Annotated in this window: 17 protein-coding genes; 7 read left to right on the top strand and 10 right to left on the bottom strand. The window is 57.4% G+C overall.

Features of this window, described 5'->3' with window-relative positions:
- The first annotated feature begins 323 nt into the window (after nucleotides 1–323).
- On the top strand, nucleotides 324–851 hold the full coding sequence (locus MUY37_RS12210) for a hypothetical protein (protein ID WP_499195614.1): 528 nt from the start codon (nucleotides 324–326) through the stop codon (nucleotides 849–851).
- A gap of 6 nt (nucleotides 852–857) precedes the next feature.
- Here MUY37_RS12210 and MUY37_RS12215 read toward each other — a convergent pair whose 3' ends face one another.
- The gene (locus tag MUY37_RS12215) at nucleotides 858–1,055 is read right to left on the bottom strand and encodes a hypothetical protein (protein WP_499195615.1); all 198 of its coding nucleotides are present in this window, start codon (nucleotides 1,053–1,055) and stop codon (nucleotides 858–860) included.
- On the opposite strand from MUY37_RS12215, the gene MUY37_RS12220 reads away from it, so the two are divergent.
- From MUY37_RS12220 to cls, 4 genes are all read left to right on the top strand, one after another.
- Entirely contained in the window at nucleotides 1,036–2,643 is a 1,608-nt protein-coding gene (locus MUY37_RS12220; RefSeq protein WP_499195616.1) for an L-lactate permease, read from the top strand. The two genes, MUY37_RS12215 and MUY37_RS12220, sit on opposite strands and share 20 nt — an antisense overlap.
- Nucleotides 2,640–3,866 carry a cation:proton antiporter gene (locus MUY37_RS12225; RefSeq protein ID WP_499195617.1) on the top strand — a complete coding sequence of 409 codons (1,227 nt, stop codon included), beginning with the start codon at nucleotides 2,640–2,642 and terminating at the stop codon, nucleotides 3,864–3,866. The genes MUY37_RS12220 and MUY37_RS12225 overlap by 4 nt, the downstream gene beginning before the upstream one ends.
- Nucleotides 3,867–4,255: 389 nt before the next feature.
- Complete coding sequence (locus MUY37_RS12230; RefSeq protein ID WP_499195618.1) at nucleotides 4,256–4,834, top strand: RNA polymerase sigma factor; 579 nt, start codon at nucleotides 4,256–4,258, stop codon at nucleotides 4,832–4,834.
- A 298-nt stretch (nucleotides 4,835–5,132) separates the two neighbouring features.
- Nucleotides 5,133–6,551 carry a cardiolipin synthase gene (gene cls / locus MUY37_RS12235; protein ID WP_499195619.1) on the top strand — a complete coding sequence of 473 codons (1,419 nt, stop codon included), beginning with the start codon at nucleotides 5,133–5,135 and terminating at the stop codon, nucleotides 6,549–6,551.
- 367 nt (nucleotides 6,552–6,918) lie between these two features.
- Here cls and MUY37_RS12240 read toward each other — a convergent pair whose 3' ends face one another.
- The 5 genes from MUY37_RS12240 to MUY37_RS12260 form a co-directional block, all read right to left on the bottom strand.
- Nucleotides 6,919–7,125 carry a YHS domain-containing protein gene (locus tag MUY37_RS12240; protein ID WP_499195620.1) on the bottom strand — a complete coding sequence of 69 codons (207 nt, stop codon included), beginning with the start codon at nucleotides 7,123–7,125 and terminating at the stop codon, nucleotides 6,919–6,921.
- Nucleotides 7,094–7,750, bottom strand: coding sequence for a hypothetical protein (locus MUY37_RS12245; protein WP_499195621.1), 657 nt, complete (start codon nucleotides 7,748–7,750; stop codon nucleotides 7,094–7,096). The genes MUY37_RS12240 and MUY37_RS12245 overlap by 32 nt, the downstream gene beginning before the upstream one ends.
- Before the next feature lie 176 nt (nucleotides 7,751–7,926).
- Nucleotides 7,927–8,229, bottom strand: a complete 303-nt coding sequence (locus MUY37_RS12250; protein WP_499195622.1) for an FAD-dependent monooxygenase — start codon at nucleotides 8,227–8,229, stop codon at nucleotides 7,927–7,929.
- Nucleotides 8,230–8,266: 37 nt separating this feature from the next.
- A complete protein-coding gene (locus MUY37_RS12255) occupies nucleotides 8,267–8,998 on the bottom strand; it encodes a methyltransferase family protein (RefSeq protein WP_499195623.1) in 732 nt (243 codons plus the stop codon).
- A complete protein-coding gene (locus MUY37_RS12260) occupies nucleotides 8,922–9,161 on the bottom strand; it encodes a DUF2933 domain-containing protein (RefSeq protein ID WP_499195728.1) in 240 nt (79 codons plus the stop codon). The genes MUY37_RS12255 and MUY37_RS12260 overlap by 77 nt, the downstream gene beginning before the upstream one ends.
- Before the next feature lie 267 nt (nucleotides 9,162–9,428).
- Here MUY37_RS12260 and MUY37_RS12265 point away from each other — a divergent pair, with 267 nt between their 5' ends.
- Both MUY37_RS12265 and MUY37_RS12270 read left to right on the top strand, forming a co-directional pair.
- Complete coding sequence (locus MUY37_RS12265; protein ID WP_499195624.1) at nucleotides 9,429–10,748, top strand: class I SAM-dependent methyltransferase; 1,320 nt, start codon at nucleotides 9,429–9,431, stop codon at nucleotides 10,746–10,748.
- A 217-nt stretch (nucleotides 10,749–10,965) separates the two neighbouring features.
- Complete coding sequence (locus MUY37_RS12270) at nucleotides 10,966–11,889, top strand: DMT family transporter (protein ID WP_499195729.1); 924 nt, start codon at nucleotides 10,966–10,968, stop codon at nucleotides 11,887–11,889.
- Between the two features lie 35 nt (nucleotides 11,890–11,924).
- Here MUY37_RS12270 and arcC read toward each other — a convergent pair whose 3' ends face one another.
- From arcC to MUY37_RS12290, 4 genes are read right to left on the bottom strand one after another with little or no spacing between them, the layout of a single operon-like run.
- Nucleotides 11,925–12,869, bottom strand: a complete 945-nt coding sequence (arcC, locus tag MUY37_RS12275) for a carbamate kinase (RefSeq protein WP_499195625.1) — start codon at nucleotides 12,867–12,869, stop codon at nucleotides 11,925–11,927.
- Nucleotides 12,847–13,848 (bottom strand): ornithine carbamoyltransferase, encoded by a 1,002-nt coding sequence (gene argF / locus MUY37_RS12280; protein ID WP_499195626.1) that lies wholly within the window; start codon nucleotides 13,846–13,848, stop codon nucleotides 12,847–12,849. Before argF ends, arcC begins: the two co-directional genes overlap by 23 nt.
- Nucleotides 13,849–13,900: 52 nt before the next feature.
- Complete coding sequence (locus tag MUY37_RS12285; protein WP_499195627.1) at nucleotides 13,901–15,130, bottom strand: arginine deiminase; 1,230 nt, start codon at nucleotides 15,128–15,130, stop codon at nucleotides 13,901–13,903.
- A gap of 36 nt (nucleotides 15,131–15,166) precedes the next feature.
- Nucleotides 15,167–16,612, bottom strand: a complete 1,446-nt coding sequence (locus MUY37_RS12290) for a YfcC family protein (RefSeq protein WP_499195628.1) — start codon at nucleotides 16,610–16,612, stop codon at nucleotides 15,167–15,169.
- Nucleotides 16,613–16,622 lie beyond the last annotated feature (10 nt).

Raw genomic sequence — 16,622 nt, forward strand, 5'->3', positions numbered from 1 at the left:
CTTCCGGCAGTTTGTGTTGCGTTTGGTAGGAAGCAGGATCGCTGCAAGCTGGACAGCGGTCTTATGCCGTCCGTGAAGTCCAGATCAGACGAATTTCCCGAGGGCGTGAGGAAGCGTCGATCCTGGAGCGACAAGTCGTTGCCTCGCCTTTGAGTTATAACAGACAACGGACGCGGCGAATCGATTGGTCTTACAGTTCGCTGCTTGCTGAGTGATCGGAGTGCATCCGAAGCGGTGCTTGCCGTCCGGAAGAGACAGGTCCTGCGCCGTGTAATATCCGGAGCTGCAAGCCGTCATATCCATCACACAGAAGTGAGGATGATGTGCTGAATTTGGCAAACTGGGGCTGGAGAAGTGCAGCCGTTGCAATCGTTATCGCGAGCTTCGTGGGTCGGCCGACCGCCAGTGTTGCCGGCGTCGTGGACGGGTTTAAGTCGTCAGGCGATGTTGCGGTCTATCTTGGTGTCGTACCGGCGGCGACGGTGCGTGGACATCCGACCGGTCACCCTGAAGCGAGCATGCACGGCGGGGCTCCGGCAAGCGCGCATAGTGTGCACATTGTCGCCGCAGTATTCGAGAAAGCTTCTGGAAAGCGCATTACCAATGCCAAGGTCACAGCGCATATTACGGAGCCTGGTGGTTTCCAACGAGTGGTGCGTCTTGAACCGATGACCGTGGCAGGGGCCTTGACTTATGGTGGCTTCACAAGCTTTTCCCGGGGGAACGACTACCAAATCGGTATCAAGATGGATTGGCCGCCTCACATGGAAGCGCCCCAGTCACCCTCAACTCCTCCTCGGATGCACCGCGTTCGAAGCGTGACGGTACACTTCGACTACACGCATGACTGAAATATTTTACGATTTGTGCTCACCTCCTTCCACTGCCGTATCGCAGTGCACGATCAGGCTGTATTTGGCGCTGGTCTGACCGGCCAGAAGATCCTCTGAAGGCAAGGCTGGTGTTGTCGTCTGGGAATCGCGTTGGCGAAACGCGTTGGATCTATCGTCGACAATCTTCAGGGTTGGGAAGGGCGTGATAACGAGTTGGCTCATTCTTGCAGCATTGTCGCCCTTGCTGGCCGTCTTGCTTCTGCTCGTCGGTCTCCGGACGTCTGCATCAAAGGCTATGGCTCTGGGCTATGTGATTACGATCGTGGCGGGTCTCGCGGTATGGCGGATGCCCATCCGGACGATCATCGCGGCATCGATCGAGGGTCTGGCGATTGCTGCCTCGATCCTCTGGATCGTGTTTGGCGCCATCCTTCTGTTAAAGCTATTGATAGAGGGAGGGGCGATGCAAAGGATCCGCGAGGGATTCTCGTCGATTTCTTCCGAGCCGCGTGTTCAACTCGTCCTCGTAGCCTGGGTTTTTGGCGCGTTTCTCGAGGGGGCTGCAGGCTTCGGTACGCCGGCGGCGATCACGGCCCCCCTGTTGGTTGCCTTGAGATTCCCACCATTGGGCGCCGTGACGCTGGCGCTTGTGGCAAACAGCACGCCCGTAGCATTTGGCGCGATTGGAACTCCCGTGGCGATCGGACTTGTTCAAGGGCTGAATCAAGGCGGTGCAGGCGAGATACCCGCAGGTTTGGTTGAAAGCGCGGCCGTGACGGCCGCTGGCATCGACCTCGTAGTGGGTTCGTTCATACCCTTCGTGCTGATCCTCATCTATTCGCGAATTTTCTCCGATGAGCGAACCTGGCGCAGCGGTCTGGGCTACTGGCGTTTCGCGCTGATTGCCGGTTGTGCGTACACGCTGCCAGCCTTTCTCGCGGTCAGCTTTCTCGGTCCAGAACTTGCCACACTCTCTGGCGCGCTCATCGCGATCATGATCGTGGTGCCGATCGCAAGGCGTGGCCTGTTCCTTTTGCCTACTCGGGCAGGTGCGCGTGATGCCAAACACCCGGCTAAGATATCGTCCCTACCGCTTCTTCACGCCTGGGTTCCCTATCTCTCACTCGCCGTGCTGCTCTTATTGAGCCGGATAGAGCTTCTGCCGTTCAAGGAAGCTCTTCAAGCGGTGACGATCGGTTGGGCCTCTGTCTTGGGGACTTCGATCAATGCGTCGGTTGCGCCATTCTACCTGCCAGGCACCATGTTCGTCATTGCAGCCGCAGTGGCAATCGGGGTGCTTCCCCTCGGGTATAGGAAAATCGACCGTGCAGGGCGAGCAACGATCAAAGCGACAACGGCCAGCGGACTGACGCTTGCAGCCGCTGTACCAATGGTCCGTGTTTTCGTGCACTCTACCGATAATGGCGTCGGCTTCGAAGGTATGCCGATGGCGCTAGCTGGTCTCGCGGTCGATGCCGCCGCTTCAAGTTGGCCATTCTTCGCCCCATTCATCGGCGCGTTCGGTAGCTTTCTCTCTGGCAGCGCGACGTTCAGTAACATGACCTTCGCGGCATTTCAGCTGACCGCCGCCGACCAAGGCGGCTTGCGGCCTGACATTGTCCTGGCGGCCCAGATTCTGGGGGCGAGTGCCGGTAATATGGTCTCTGTGGTGAACGTGGTCGCCGCAGCTGCCATAGTCGGTTTGTCGGGCCGCGAGGGAGCAATCATCCGACTGACGCTAATCCCGATGCTCGGATATGCGGGAGCTGTAGGTCTTTTCGCAATGTTCCTTATGAGCATCACAACATGATCGACCATCTGATCCATCTTATTCTACTGCTCTTGCTGGCCAGATTTCTCGGCGAAGTGGCAGTCCGGCTCGGTCAACCGGCGCTCGTTGGCGAGATATTGGCCGGACTCCTGCTCGCGCTTGCCGCCCTCTATGGAAATGTCTCATTCATCCTTGAGCTTGCTGATAGCACCTTCCTCGATCTCGCCTCGGAATTTGGCATATTCTTTCTGCTGCTGATCGCCGGACTTGAGATCGCGCCAGGCGAGCTCCTACGGCATTCAGCACGCTCAGTTGGAGTTGCGCTGGGCGGCGTGGTGGTTCCTCTAACGCTCGGCTTCGCCTTGGCGTGGCTGACCATTCCCGAGAATCCGCTACTGTTCGTCCAGGCCCTGCTGGTTGGCGTATCGCTGGCAATCTCCGCGGTCCCGGTCGCTGTCGGTGTCTTTATGGATCTGGGTATGTTGCACACGTCGACCGGCCGCACCGTGGTTGCGGCCGCAATACTCGATGATGTGGCCGGTCTGGTCTTGCTGGCGCTTTTGGTCGGGGCAATCGCCGCCGGTAATGTTCCGGGCGTCGAGGCTATGCTTTGGGTCGTTGGCAAGGTCGCGCTCTTTTTTCTGATAGCAGGCACGACCGGATATTTTGCGGCGTCGAGGATAGCCGATTTCGTCGCGCGGCTAAGGGTCCCGGCTTCCGAATTTTCCGCCCTGCTTTTGCTGGCCTTGGCGTTTTCTGGACTTGCCGAGATTCTCGGATTGGATTTCATTCTGGGACCATTTGTGGCCGGACTGTTTTTCACTGCGAAAAATCTTGGGACCGCGCGATTTGCGCGTCTCAAGGCGACGACAAGCGATTTGACGCTTGGCCTGTTCGCGCCGCTTTTCTTCGTTTCAATTGGCATTCGAGTCGACTTTGCGGCTCTGACAGTCATGCCAGGATTTGTCATCTCGCTAATCGTCATTGCGCTTCTCGGAAAAATCTTTGGATCGGGCGTACCCGCCTGGTTGTCGGGGCTCACGCGCAAAGAGGCGTTGGGAGTGGGCATCGGCATGAGCGGCCGCGGCGCGGTTGAACTGGTGATTGTGAGCATCGCTTTGGAAGCGGGACTGTTCGATCACCCGGATCCCGTGATTGCTAATCTGTTTTCCGCTCTCGTGCTCATGGCGCTCGTCACGACCATACTGACGCCGATTGGCCTGCGCTTGCTCTTCCGGAGCGAAAAGAGTTCCGCACTGTAATGCGCCGCCCCAAAACCCGTCTCCAAAAGGCCGGCTCCGGGGGCCGTCTTTGGGAAAAGACAGTTTGGAGGCACTCGTAGCAAATCATGTGCTCCTGCGGGTTCCAATGTGATTGTCATCCCTCACATCGCTTAGAACACACATGAACCTGTCGTACGCATTCTCGATACGACGATCGCCAATATTGATGCCTTTGCTCGTGGGTATGGAAAGAGTTTAATGATCTAAGTGTCGTGAACTTAAACCAAAATTCGGAATTACTGGTGAGAGGATTCCCTTGATCATCAATCAGTACGAATTCTTGGTTGGTCACTCGGCTGAATTTCTTGAGGGCTGGAGCTCGCCTCTGCGTATCTGAAACCGATACACCAATTCGTCGGGGGAGGGTCATGCTTGAGTGCAATAGCTGTACACAACGACACGGCAGCGGGAAAAAGAGAACGGAACCGGCAGCAGGAGCGCGGGCTGTCGTTGAAAGAATCTTGTTGGTCGATTACCCCATGTATCGCCGACTGGCGCTCAAACGAATAGGCGATCTGTCGCAAGCAGATGATGTTCTTCACGGCTTCTGCCTGAAAGCGCTCGAACGCGCACCGCAGCTGCGCGATACCCGGGCCGTACACGGTTGGCTGCGGCGGCTGTTCGAAACGGCACTTCTCGACCATTATCGACAGGCAAGCCGCTTGCGGGCGCGGACGGTCTCTTTGGACGAAGGGGTGGGTAGCCTGGCCGACCAGCCGGGAGAGACGCTTTGGCTGGATGAGGAATTTGTCCTCAAGGATACGCTTTCGCGCATGAGGCCGGGCTACGCGGCGCTCATTCGGCAGGTTGATTTAAGTGCACACGAACCTGCTGCGGTTGCCGAAGAGCTTTCAATCTCTCCCAACAATCTGGCGGTACGGCTGCATCGCGCGCGCGCTGCGTTTCGAAACGCTTTGGCCGATAGTCCGGTAGCGTTGCATGTGTGATGAAGACCGGAACGCCGCCAACCAATGCATGGCGAGAGGAGTGTAATGGCGACGGTGCCGGTACGCCTTATGTGCGCAAACGATTCCTCTGGATCAAACCATCACATGAATCGACCGGAGAGCATCGGCCCTGTCGAGCTCCTTTTTCCAGCACGGCAATCCAAGCTTGCGCAGCGTCCGTGAGGTGCGCAGCATCCCGCTCGGTGTGCTGCCTCTTCCTCCCAGTGCATGTAGCGACTTATGAAATATTCGATTCGTCGCTTAACGGGGCTTTCGCGCATGGCCACAGGCAATCCCCATGTCGACGATAGCGTTCTATCTCGTAATCGACTGGATCACACGCATCGCGATCCTGCTTGCCACTGTCCTGCGCGCACCCGCTGCGGTGACCCGCGCATGGCTGCCGCTGACGCTCGTTTTCCCGATCCCCGCTCTACTCCTCTCGCTGTGCTTCGTCCGCCCCGTCGCCTTGTCACGCCGCCGCAAGCGCTTGGCATATGCGCGGCAGTTACTGAAGTCAGCGCGTCAAGGTGTTTCGATGTCCAGACATTGTTCCTCGCCCGCGCTCGCCAAAGACTTCGCTCCAACGGCGCACCTGATCGAGCAGGCCAGAACATTCCCGGTTGTTGGCGGCAACTCCATTGACGTTGTCCCGGATTATGACGCGCTAGTGGATAGCCTTGTGTGGGATATCGAGGCGGCGACTGACCACGTCCATCTCACGACTTACATTTTTGCCGACGATGCGGTTGGGCGACGGATTATCACGGCACTTCGATCTGCGGCCCAGCGCGGGGTTCAATGTCGTATCTTGATTGACGCCCTCGGGTCCTTCTGGTGGGCGCGCCGTGTTGTCCGCAAGCTCAAGGCTTGTGGCATCGATGTCAGGCGCGCGCTTCCAATTTCCTTTTGGGGAGAGCAGTCCGTGCGCCCGGACCTTCGGAATCATCGCAAGATCGGCATAGTCGACGGTCGTGTCGGATATATCGGTTCGCAAAATATTATCAGAGCCGAGCAATCGGACGGTTCCCGCAACAAGGAATTTGTCGTCCGCGTCACAGGACCGATTGTGATACAGCTTCAGACACTTTTTGCCACGGATTGGTTTCTGGAGACCGGAGAAGCGCTCACACAAAACTCACTTTTTCGACATGACCATGCGCCGGGAGCGGCCCATGCGCAACTTGTGGCGGGTGGGCCGGAATATGATGGCTACGTGTTCCGCCTTCTTCTCGACGCCTTCATTCACGCTGCGCAGGAACGGATCGTTATTACAACTCCGTACTTCGTTCCCGACGAAGCCCTCGTTCTGGCTCTGGAAGCGGCCGTGCTGCGAGGTGTCGACGTGTCGCTTGTTCTGCCGGCGAGAGGTGATCATCGCTTAGTCGAGCTCGCCCAAAACTCGTTTTTCGATCACCTGCTTCATGCCGGCGCCAAGATATATCTTTACAGGGATGGGTTGCTGCATGCCAAGCATGTCCATGTCGATGGACAACTATGTCTGGTCGGTTCCATGAACGTCGACCTGCGATCGCTCGAACTCAATGCCGAAGCCGGCATTATTGTCTATGACAGGGCCTTCGCTCAGCGTGTTCAGGCCGAGAACGAGGTCAACATGGCCAGAAGTGAATTGCTTACCCGTGCGGAATGGGAAGGGCGACCTGCCCATATGCGCTTTGCAGAAAATCTGGCGCGGTTGTTCAGCCCGTTATTGTAGCGATACCTTGTCGCACGCGGCCACTCTCCGCAACGTCGCCATGAAGGTGAGACTGACGCTATCGCTGCGGAGCAGGTCCATGTCCTCGATCCGGGCCGAAGGAGCGGTCGATATGACGCGAAGACGTGCGCCACGCCGATCACTCTGCAGGTTCGATCACAGACGTTTGATGTTCGACGAACTGCGGCGTCGGACTCCGGTTGGTGTTGCTTCCTTGCTCGCGAAAGCCATTCCCATGCCGCCTCCAGACGAGATGGTGTCCGATCTGACTTGTGAGCTATGTTTGCCCAGGAAGGTGCTGACGAGGGATTTTGGAGCAAGCCCTGTAAGAGCGCCGCCGCCGTGGATAAGGCATTCTCTTGGCCCTTCACCCGCCCGGTCTACGGATCGAGGGCGGAGCTCCACTCCGCTCCTCGACAAACTGGTCCGGCTCGCGCTGGAAGCAATTCAGGCATGTCTTCGAGCAGAAGAAATACGACCATCCCTTGAACTCCATATGAGCCTCGACTGTTTCCAGCACGATCGTCTTTCCGCATACGGGATCAGTTATTTTCATGATTGTCGTCCAGACCATGTTCGCACCAGACGCAGGAGCAGTCTCGATGATTGCAGCTCGGATCTCGCAGGCTCGCCCGAAAGCGGTGACGGGCGATCGGATAGAGAGTGTGATGCAGCAGTGATGGCGAATAGAGGGTGTGAAGGAGCCGTTCCGTATCACCGCCAAGAAGTTTCCGTGTGACGAAACTTCGGCCCCTGCGGCCAACGGTATTGAAGAGAAATCGATTGACGACCGAAGCCTTCATTCTGTGCAGAAGATCGCGTCGCCAAAGCTCCTGATAGTCTCTGCCTTCCAAGAGGCTGCGTGCGGCGAGAACGCCGGAAAAAACCGAGTAACGCAGGCCAAACCCAGCCAAAGCATCCTGAAAGCCGGCATGTTCGCCTATGACAGGGTGCCCCCCTTGCAGCCCCGTCTGCGGAAATCGTAGATTACCGAAACCGCCAAACGCCTGCGGGTTCGTCATCTTCAGACCCGCTGCGCTTGCGAAGAACGCACATGTGCGTTCCACATAAAGCTTCTGTTGCTTGAAATTGGTGAACAGGCAGCTTGCAACGGTCCCGCGCCCACGGTGGATCAGTAGATAAGCGTACCCAGACGGGGCAAGGTTCTCGTCAAATGCGATAAAGGCGCCGTCGGCCATATCTGTGTCGAATACAAATCCAGATGCAATGACGTCGGCCCGGCGCGGTCCTGCAGCGAGGATTGCCGGTCCAGTAGCAGTCTCGACACGGCTCCCGAAACATATCTCGACGCCGAGCGACTGTGCTTGTTTCAGGAGGCTCTGCTCCAGGCTTTCAGGACCCCCTCCGCGTTCGACTAGATAAAAAAAGGGCGATCGGAAGAGAGTTCGTGTCGCGTGCCTTCGGCATCAAAGCCGTACCCCTTTCGGACAGGGTGAGCGAGAAACTCCGGCTCGATCCCGGCCCTTTGAAAATCGAGCAGGACGTCCGTTGCCGTGCTCCAATTTTCCAGTCCCTGATAATCAGCATGAAAGCGCGAACCGACCTGGGAATGCCATTCATGCACGATCACCTCGCGGCCTCCTCGTGCGAGCACAATAGCGGCGGAAAGCCCGGCGGGGCCGGCACCAACCACTGTTACGGGTGAAGTGTCAGTCATCGGTCTTGTCTGAGTATCAGGTGTGCACACGCGGCACTCATGAACCCTGCCCGGACGGCATGATGGTGTTCCATTTCGGAATGAACCGTGGAACCTTGTTCCTGTATTGGCGGTATTCTTCGCCGAATTCGGCCTCCCCTTCGCGTTCTTCGCGTAGCGCCAACCGCCAATACATGACGACCAGGATTGGGAACATCGCGACCGTCAAGAGCGTCGGCCACTGCACGAGAAATCCAAGCATGATGAGCACGAAGCCGACATATTGCGGATGCCGAATTCGGGCGTAGGGGCCGGTCGATGCGAGCGTGTTGGTTCGTTGGGCCTGATAAAGCGTGCGCCATGCGGCCGAGAGGAGAATGAACCCTCCGCCTATCAGGGCGAAACTCAGTAGATGGAAAGGTCCGAAATGTGGGTTGCCGCGCCATCCGAACAGCATCTCCAAGAGGTGTCCTGAATCGTGGGTAAGCCAGTCGACCGACGGGTAATTGCTCTGCAACCAGCCTGAGAGAAAATAGATTGTGAGCGGAAAGCCATACATTTCCGTGAAAAGCGCGATGACGAAGGCGCTGAAAGCTCCGAAAGAGCGCCAGTCTCGCCCGGTTTGTGGCTTGAAGAAGCTGAATGCGAACAGGATGAAGATCACCGAATTGAATATGACCAAAATCCACAGGCCGTAAGACGAGCCTTCCATGTCAACGCGCCTCCCCGTTGTTGCCGACAGGGCCTGTTTTCGTACTGTGTGGAACGTGATTTTCGGCAGAACCGTCACTGGACTCGTGCCCTCTCCCGTGCGGATCACCAGATGTATGGCCACCATGACCGCCGTGCATGAACAGGTGGATAATCATGCAGCCAGCGAGAAGCAGACCAAGAAAAAGATAATTGCCTGGAATGTGCGCGCGGTGTTCGAAAAGGAGCAAGAAACCGATCACTGCAAGAAACACGATCAACGAGAAGCCTGCTCTCGTTTTCATGAACGGCTTTTGCCCTTCGGGCGTTTCGTGCGCCATAATCTAGATCTTCCAATGTCTACCTTGCCCAGCATTAGGGGCTTGGCATGATAGACGGTCGATCACCGACTTTCTTACAGCAGCATTGCCTCCTCGCCCCGATCGCAATGTGCGCGGCTTGTACTGTAAGCCACGCACCATGCTGGCGTCCTTGCACTGGCCACTGCCAATATGAATTTGAGGACACGTATGGAACGGGGACGGACAGCCAGTAACACGACGAACTTCAGCTTTCTCGGGCTGATCATACCTACGCTCAAGGCCCTGGTGCGGCGCGGACGTGTGATCATCATCGACGCTCAGGGAAGGAAGCGAATCGTCGATTCCGGTACGTCCGGTCCATCGGTGACGATCAGACTCCATAGTGCGACCCTGCCACTCAAATTGATGATTCGCCCTTCGCTCGCCTTGGGGGAAGCCTACATGGATGGGACGCTCATCATCGAAGAAGGCGACGTTCGGAACCTGTTGGCAATCATCACTTCCGGTCTCGACGCACTCGATCGCATTCCCTTCGAGCGGCTTCGCGCTTCGTTTTCGAAGCTGACGACTGCCTTGACCGGGATCCGTCGGGCGCGCGCCGCAAAGAACGTTGCGCACCGTTATGATGTCTCCAACGAGTTCTACGAGCTCTTTCTCGATGCGGACTGGCAGTATTCCTGCGCCTATTTTTGCGATAGGAGCCATTCCCTTGAGCAGGCGCAAACCGCCAAGCGCGATCATATCGCGCGCAAGCTGATGCTGGAGCCGGGCTCGCGCGTGCTCGACATCGGGTGCGGGTGGGGCGGTCTGGCCCTTGATCTTGCCTCAGACTTCGATGCGCATGTCACCGGTATCAGCCTGTCCGAAGAACAACTCGCTCGCGCTCGAACACGAGCAGCCGAAACCGGGATGGACGAAAAGGTGAAGTTCGAGTTTTGCGATTACCGTGATGTCGATGGTGAGTTCGACAGGATTGTCTCTGTTGGCATGTTCGAACATGTCGGCCCGCCGAGTTACGCGCCGTTCTTTCGATCTATCAGCCAGCATCTAGCACCTGATGGGATCGCGGTCGTCCATTCGATCGGCCGTCGGACGCCACCCGGAGGAAGAGATCCGTGGATTAACAAATACATCTTCCCTGGAGGATATATCCCTTCTCTTTCGGAAACCCTTGCGGCGGTCGAAGGTACAGGGCTGTGGGTTGCCGATATCGAAATACTCCGCCTTCATTATGCTGAAACACTGCGGCACTGGTACGAGCGCTTTCAACGGCGGCGCGGGACTGTAGTAGAAATGTTCGATGAGCGCTTTTGCCGTATGTGGGAGTATTATTTGGCAGCCTGCGAGATGATGTTCAGAAACGGCGATCTCATGGTGTTCCAAATGCAGCTCAGCCGACAGCGCGATGCCGTGCCATTGACACGCGATTATCTGTATAATCGCAACGGCGATGCACTGTCGGACCCAGCGAGTGAACCGGCGTTACAACTCGGGAACCGGCGCTGCGCCAACGCTGGTGTGAGCTAGATAGCGGTGAAGGGCGATTCAAAAATCATCCACTGCGTAGCAATGCCCTGGGCGGCGGTTTGGGGCAGGCCAATTCTCGGTTATGCCGAGCCATCAAGCTTCCATATCGCCGTATCCTCGAACAGCTTGTACCCGGCGGCGCTGCGGTGCACACCGTTTCCCTTTGCGAAATATAACGACGACATTCGTGCCCCCTAGGTTCTCCGCTGCTCTGGTGATGGTGTTGTGGGCATCGTGCTATCCTTTGATAACGATTGGGCTCGAAAGCGCACCTCATCTTACCTTCGCCGTGCTGCGCGCAGTGATTGCGGGGTTGACGCTTGTTGGATGTGCCGCACTGCTACGCCAACCTTTGCCGCGTGACGGTGCGACGTGGGGATGGATTTCGCTCGCGGGCTTCGGAATGACCGGGCTTGGATATTACGGTATGTTCCACGCTGCCGAGTTCGTCGCTCCGGGTCTGGCGACGGTGATCGCCAACAGCCAGCCGCTCATCGCTGCGGTTCTGGCGTTTCTCTTTCTGAAGGAGCGCTTGTCCGCAAGTGGCTGGATCGGCCTCGGCATCGGTTTCCTGGGCATCGCGGTCATTGCGGCACCGCAGATTATGGACGGGGACCAATCGTCCTCGTTCGGGGGGCTGGCTTATGTCCTGCTGGCTGCATCGGGTGTTGCCGTGGGCAATATCGCTATCAAGAAACTCTCGAAAAAAACCGATGCGGCTGTAGCCATGGGTCTACAACTCTTGATCGGGGCTGTTCCGCTCGCGCTTATCGCCAGCTTGACCGAAAGCGCCGCAACCATTGATTGGTCACCTCTGTTCATCGCGAGTCTTATAGGTCTGAGCATTCCCGGAACCGCCGTCGCTTTTTGGCTGTGGCAATACACGCTCGGAAAGATCGAGCTCACAAACGCCAACGTCTTTAGCTTTCTTGTTCCCGTGTTTGGACTGACGATTGGCGTCGCGTTCTTCAGCGAGCGTGTCACTCTGTTGATGGTGCTGGGGACCGCCATCGCGACCGCAGGTGTGATGTTGACGACCGCTCGCCCGCCAAAACCTCCCCCGAGTTCGGGAAACGCTGGTGAGGGGGCGTTTCATCGGCCAAGCACAGTTAGCGGCGAACGAGATCAGGGAGGCCAATGATGGCGAGATTGCCGGCCGGTTGTGTATCCGCGATACTAAGAGGGTTCATCTGGTGTGATCGCTGTGCCAGCTTGTCCGGCGATTACGGCCCCTAGCTCTGCCAGCGCTCCAATTGCAGCATTTTTTTCGGTCCGAGTGACAAAATCCAACGCAGCTTGGACCTTGGGACCCATTGAGCCTGCCGGAAATTCACCCACATCGATTGTTCCTGGCATTGCGGACTGAATGCGTCGCTGTGTGGCTTGGCCCCAGTCGCGATAGACCGCGTCAACATCGGTTGCCATCACGAGCAAATCGGCATCGAGATTGCGCGCCAGCAACGCGCTCGCCGCGTCCTTGTCGATCACCGCTTCTACCCCGACAAGAAGACCATCCGGGCTCCGGGTCACCGGAATGCCGCCGCCTCCGGCGCATATGACAATCGCCGATTTTTCTAGAAGCCAGCGGATGGGAGCTATTTCCGCAATGCGCCTGGGTGCGGGGGAGGGGACCACCCGGCGAAAGTTCTCGCCATCGCGTTTCATCACCCAGCCTTTCTCGCGGGCCAAATATTCGGCCTCCATAACGGTGTAAACCGGACCGACGAACTTGGTCGGGTTGTCGGAGGCGGGATCGTCCGGTTCGACCTCCACCATGGTCAATATCGTCGCGACCGGTTTTTCCGGCGATAGCCGATTTCTTAGCTCCTGCTCGATCATATAACCGATCATCCCTTCGGTCTGCGCGCCGAGGACATCCAGCGGAAAGGCTTCTTCGGGTTTGTAGGCTGCTCCTTGAAGCGCCAGCAAACCTACCTGCGGCCCGTTGCCATGAGAAATGATCAGTTCGTGCTCGTCCGCGAGCGGCGCCAGGGCGGCGGCCGCCATACGGATATTTTCGCGCTGGTTGGCTGCCGTTAGGGCTTCTCCGCGCTGCAGCAGTGCATTGCCGCCAAGTGCTACGACAATTCGCATGGGTTCAGTCCCCGATTGTTGCGACAAGAACTGCTTTTATAGTATGAAGCCGGTTCTCTGCCTGTTCAAACTGAATTCCTGCAGGGGATTCGAAAACGTCTTCGGTTACCTCCATTTCTGTAATTCCAAATTTTTCGAATATGTCTTTACCGATCGTTGTATCTGTATTGTGAAAGGCTGGTAGGCAGTGCATGAACTTAGTAGATGCTTTACCAGTCGTTTTCATAAGATCAGCGTTGACTTGGTAAGGAGATAACAATTTAATCCGTTCTTTCCAGATCTCGTCCCGCTCGCCCATCGACACCCAGACATCGGTATTCACGAAATCGCATCCAGCGACAGCCTCTGCTGGATCCTCGGTCAGTGTCAGACGCGCTCCATACCTCTCCGCCAAAGCCTCAGCGGGGTCGAGATACTCGCGGGATGGCCAGAGCACTTTGGGCGCCGCGAGGCGAACATCCATACCCATGAGGCATCCAGCAATCATAAGGGAATGGCCCATATTGCTACGTGCATCGCCAATAAACGCGTAGGAGATATCGGATAGCGGCTTATCGGCGTGCTCGCGCATGGTCATGAGGTCAGCGAGCATTTGTGTCGGGTGGAATTCGTCGGTCAGTCCGTTGAACACCGGCACTCCCGCGAAGGCCGCTAGCTCTTCGACCTTCTCTTGTCCGAATCCGCGATATTCTATCGCATCATACATGCGGCCCAGTACGCGCGCCGTATCCTTCATCGTTTCCTTATGCCCGATCTGGGACCCGGTGGGGCCGAGATACGTGACACCTGCTCCCTGATCCATTGCGGCCACTTCGAAGGCACACATGGTACGGGTCGAAGACTTCTCAAAAACCAGACAAATGTTCTTGCGCTTCAGATGTTGCTGTTCGGTGCCGGAATATTTTGCCCGCTTAAGGTCGCGCGCCAGGTCAAGCAGATGACGCACGGAGCGCTGATCAAAATCGAGCAACTTCAGAAAGCTGCGGCCTTTGAGGTTGTAAGCCATAATTTCTCTTGTTCGAGAGGAGGGGGGCGTGGTGCGGGATCGAGAAATTCGGTCAGAAATCGACCGGATCGCGCCAGATAGGGCAAGTCATGCAATGGCCGCCGCCACGACCGCGACCGAGCTCGGAGCCCCTGATGGTGATGACCTCGATTCCCGCTTTGCGCAGAAGGGTATTCGTCGAGGTGTTTCGGTCGTAGGCGACCACCACGCCGGGCTCGATGGCCACGACATTGTTTCCGTCATCCCATTGCTCGCGCTCTTGTGAGTAAGCATCGCCTCCGGTCTGGACGATGTGGAGCTTTTTCAGTCCGATTGCCTCGGCAGCAAGGGTGAAAAGATGCTTCTCTTCTTTGCGAAAATCAATCTCCTGGCCGTTTCCGCCCGGTCGCAGGCTGTAACACTGGATCTGATCGCACACCTCGACATAGGCCGTTGCGACGTCGCGGTCGCAATGGGAGAAAACTGTGTCCAGATGCATGGAACTACGCGCTCTGGGCAGCTGGCAGGCGATCACGTGCGATGCGGCTTCGTTGCGAAACAGGGCTCTGGCGACCTGTCCGACAGCCTGCGGGGAAGTGCGCTCGCCCATGCCGATGAGGACCGTACCATTTCCCCAAGGCATTACATCCCCGCCTTCCAGCGTTGCGGGTCCGTGGTCTACATCTGGATCGCCCCACCAGACGCCGTAGTCGCCTCCGGCGAAAGCAGGATGGAATTTGTAGACAGCGCTCACGAGCAGTGTTTCCGGGCGTCGCGCGGGCCAGTACATCGGGTTCAACGTAAGGCCCTGGCCGATCCAGCAACTGTTGTCGCGAGGGAACTGTGTATTCGGCAGAGGCGGAATGACGAAGCCGTCAGGGCCGAGATAGCTCCCGAACATGTCGTGTGTTTCGAAGGGCAGCTCATGGACTGCGATGCCACCGATGAGAAACACCGCCAGTTGCGCAGCGGGGAGCTCGTCGAGCCATGCCCGCAATTCCCCGAGCATGCCGAGGCCGACCTCATTTTCGGAGATGCGTCGATCAAGTATCCAGGCCCGTCCATCGGGTAGCTCCACAACCTCTTTCAGTAGATCGTGAAATTCGTATACTTCGACACCACGGTTGCTCATCTTCATACGGAAGTCGGCATGATCTGTGCGCGCCTCCTGGACCCAGAGAACATCGTCGTAGAGCAGCGCCTCGGCATTGGCCGGCGTCAGGCGGGAGTGGGCTAGTCCGGGTTCGCAGGTAATGACCTTGCGTAGTTTGCCGATTTCGGAATGAACGCCAAAGCCTGTCATAGATGCGGTCCTTTCTTGGAACGGGGTGATGGTCTGTCAGCCGATCAGCACGGCGAAGCTGAGTGCGCCCATGATCAGCGCCGCGAGGACGAGAAGCAGGGGCCACATGAACTTGAGCCAGCGCTGGTAAGGGACACCGCCGATCGCGAGTGCGCCCATCACCACGGCGAATGAAGGGTTGATCAGGTTCACGAGCCCGTTTGCAGACTGGTATGCCGTAACGACCAACGAGCGGTCCACGCCGGAGAAATCGGCAAGCGGCGCCAGCACTGGCATGCTGAGTACGGCCAAACCGGAAGACGATGGAACGAGAAAGGAGAGGCCCAGCTCGATCCCGAACATGGTATTGATAAAGCCCACCGCACCGAGCCCGCTCAGTGCTTGCTCACCAGCATGAAGAATGGTGTCGGTCATTTTCCCGGCATCCATGACGACCACTATTCCGCGGGCAATGCCGATGATTAGCGCGACGCCCAAAAGGTCCTTCGCGCCTTCCATGAATGCCTCCACAAACCCCTTTTCGCCCATCCATGTCACCATCCCGACTAGGATGGCGGCGGCGATGAACAGAGCGGACATCTTGTCCATCCACCAACCCTGTGACGAGACGCCCCAGATCATTACACCAAAGGTCGCTGCGAAGATGATGAGAGTGAGAGTCTGGGGCCAGGTCAAAGGCGCTGTCGGATCGTGGTCTTCGCTCTTGAAGCGCGCCGCGATCGCATCGCTTTCGTCGGCAACGATAGATCTCGAAGGATCGCGTCGTACCTTCAGCGCGTAGCGTACAACATAGGTGGAACACACAGCCCATCCCGCGACGAGGATGAAAAGGCGTAGGCCTAAACCCGAGGTAAAGGGCACGCCTGCCGCGTTGGAAGCGATGACGGTGGCGAAGGGATTGATGGTTGAACCCAATACGCCCACGCCTGCACCGAGCAAGATCACCGAGACTGCGACCACGGAGTCAAACCGGGCAGCCAGCATGACCGGGATGAGAAGGCCGTAAAAAGCGAGCGACTCCTCCGCCATGCCATATGTTGTTCCCCCTGCAGCGAAGAATGCCATCAGAATGGGGATCATCCAGACCTCGCGTCCCCTGAGTGCGGTCATAGCTCGCTCGATCGCGCGATCGATTGCTCCAGTTCTCGTTACAACACCGAGGAATCCGCCGAGGATGATAACGAACAGAGCGACATCGATGGCCTGGGCTTCATAGCTCTCGGGATTGTAGAAGCCGGCGATTGGCGCGATGAAGACGTCGACAATGCCTTGCGGGTTTGGGGCAACGGGTTCGTATGTTCCAGGAACTGGAACACTGCGGCCAAGTTCCGCATTATCGGCCCTCTCGTATTCGCCCGCAGGCAAGATCCAACTGCCCGCCGCGACCAGGGCGATGAGTACAAACAATATCGTGTATGCGGTGGGAAAGGCAAACCGCCAGGCTTTGCGGGTCTCGGGAGTGCGTGCGCCATTTTCTCTCATGCTTGGGGTC

This window comes from Qipengyuania sp. ABI-127-1 (assembly GCA_022953095.1).
GTDB lineage: Bacteria > Pseudomonadota > Alphaproteobacteria > Sphingomonadales > Sphingomonadaceae > Qipengyuania.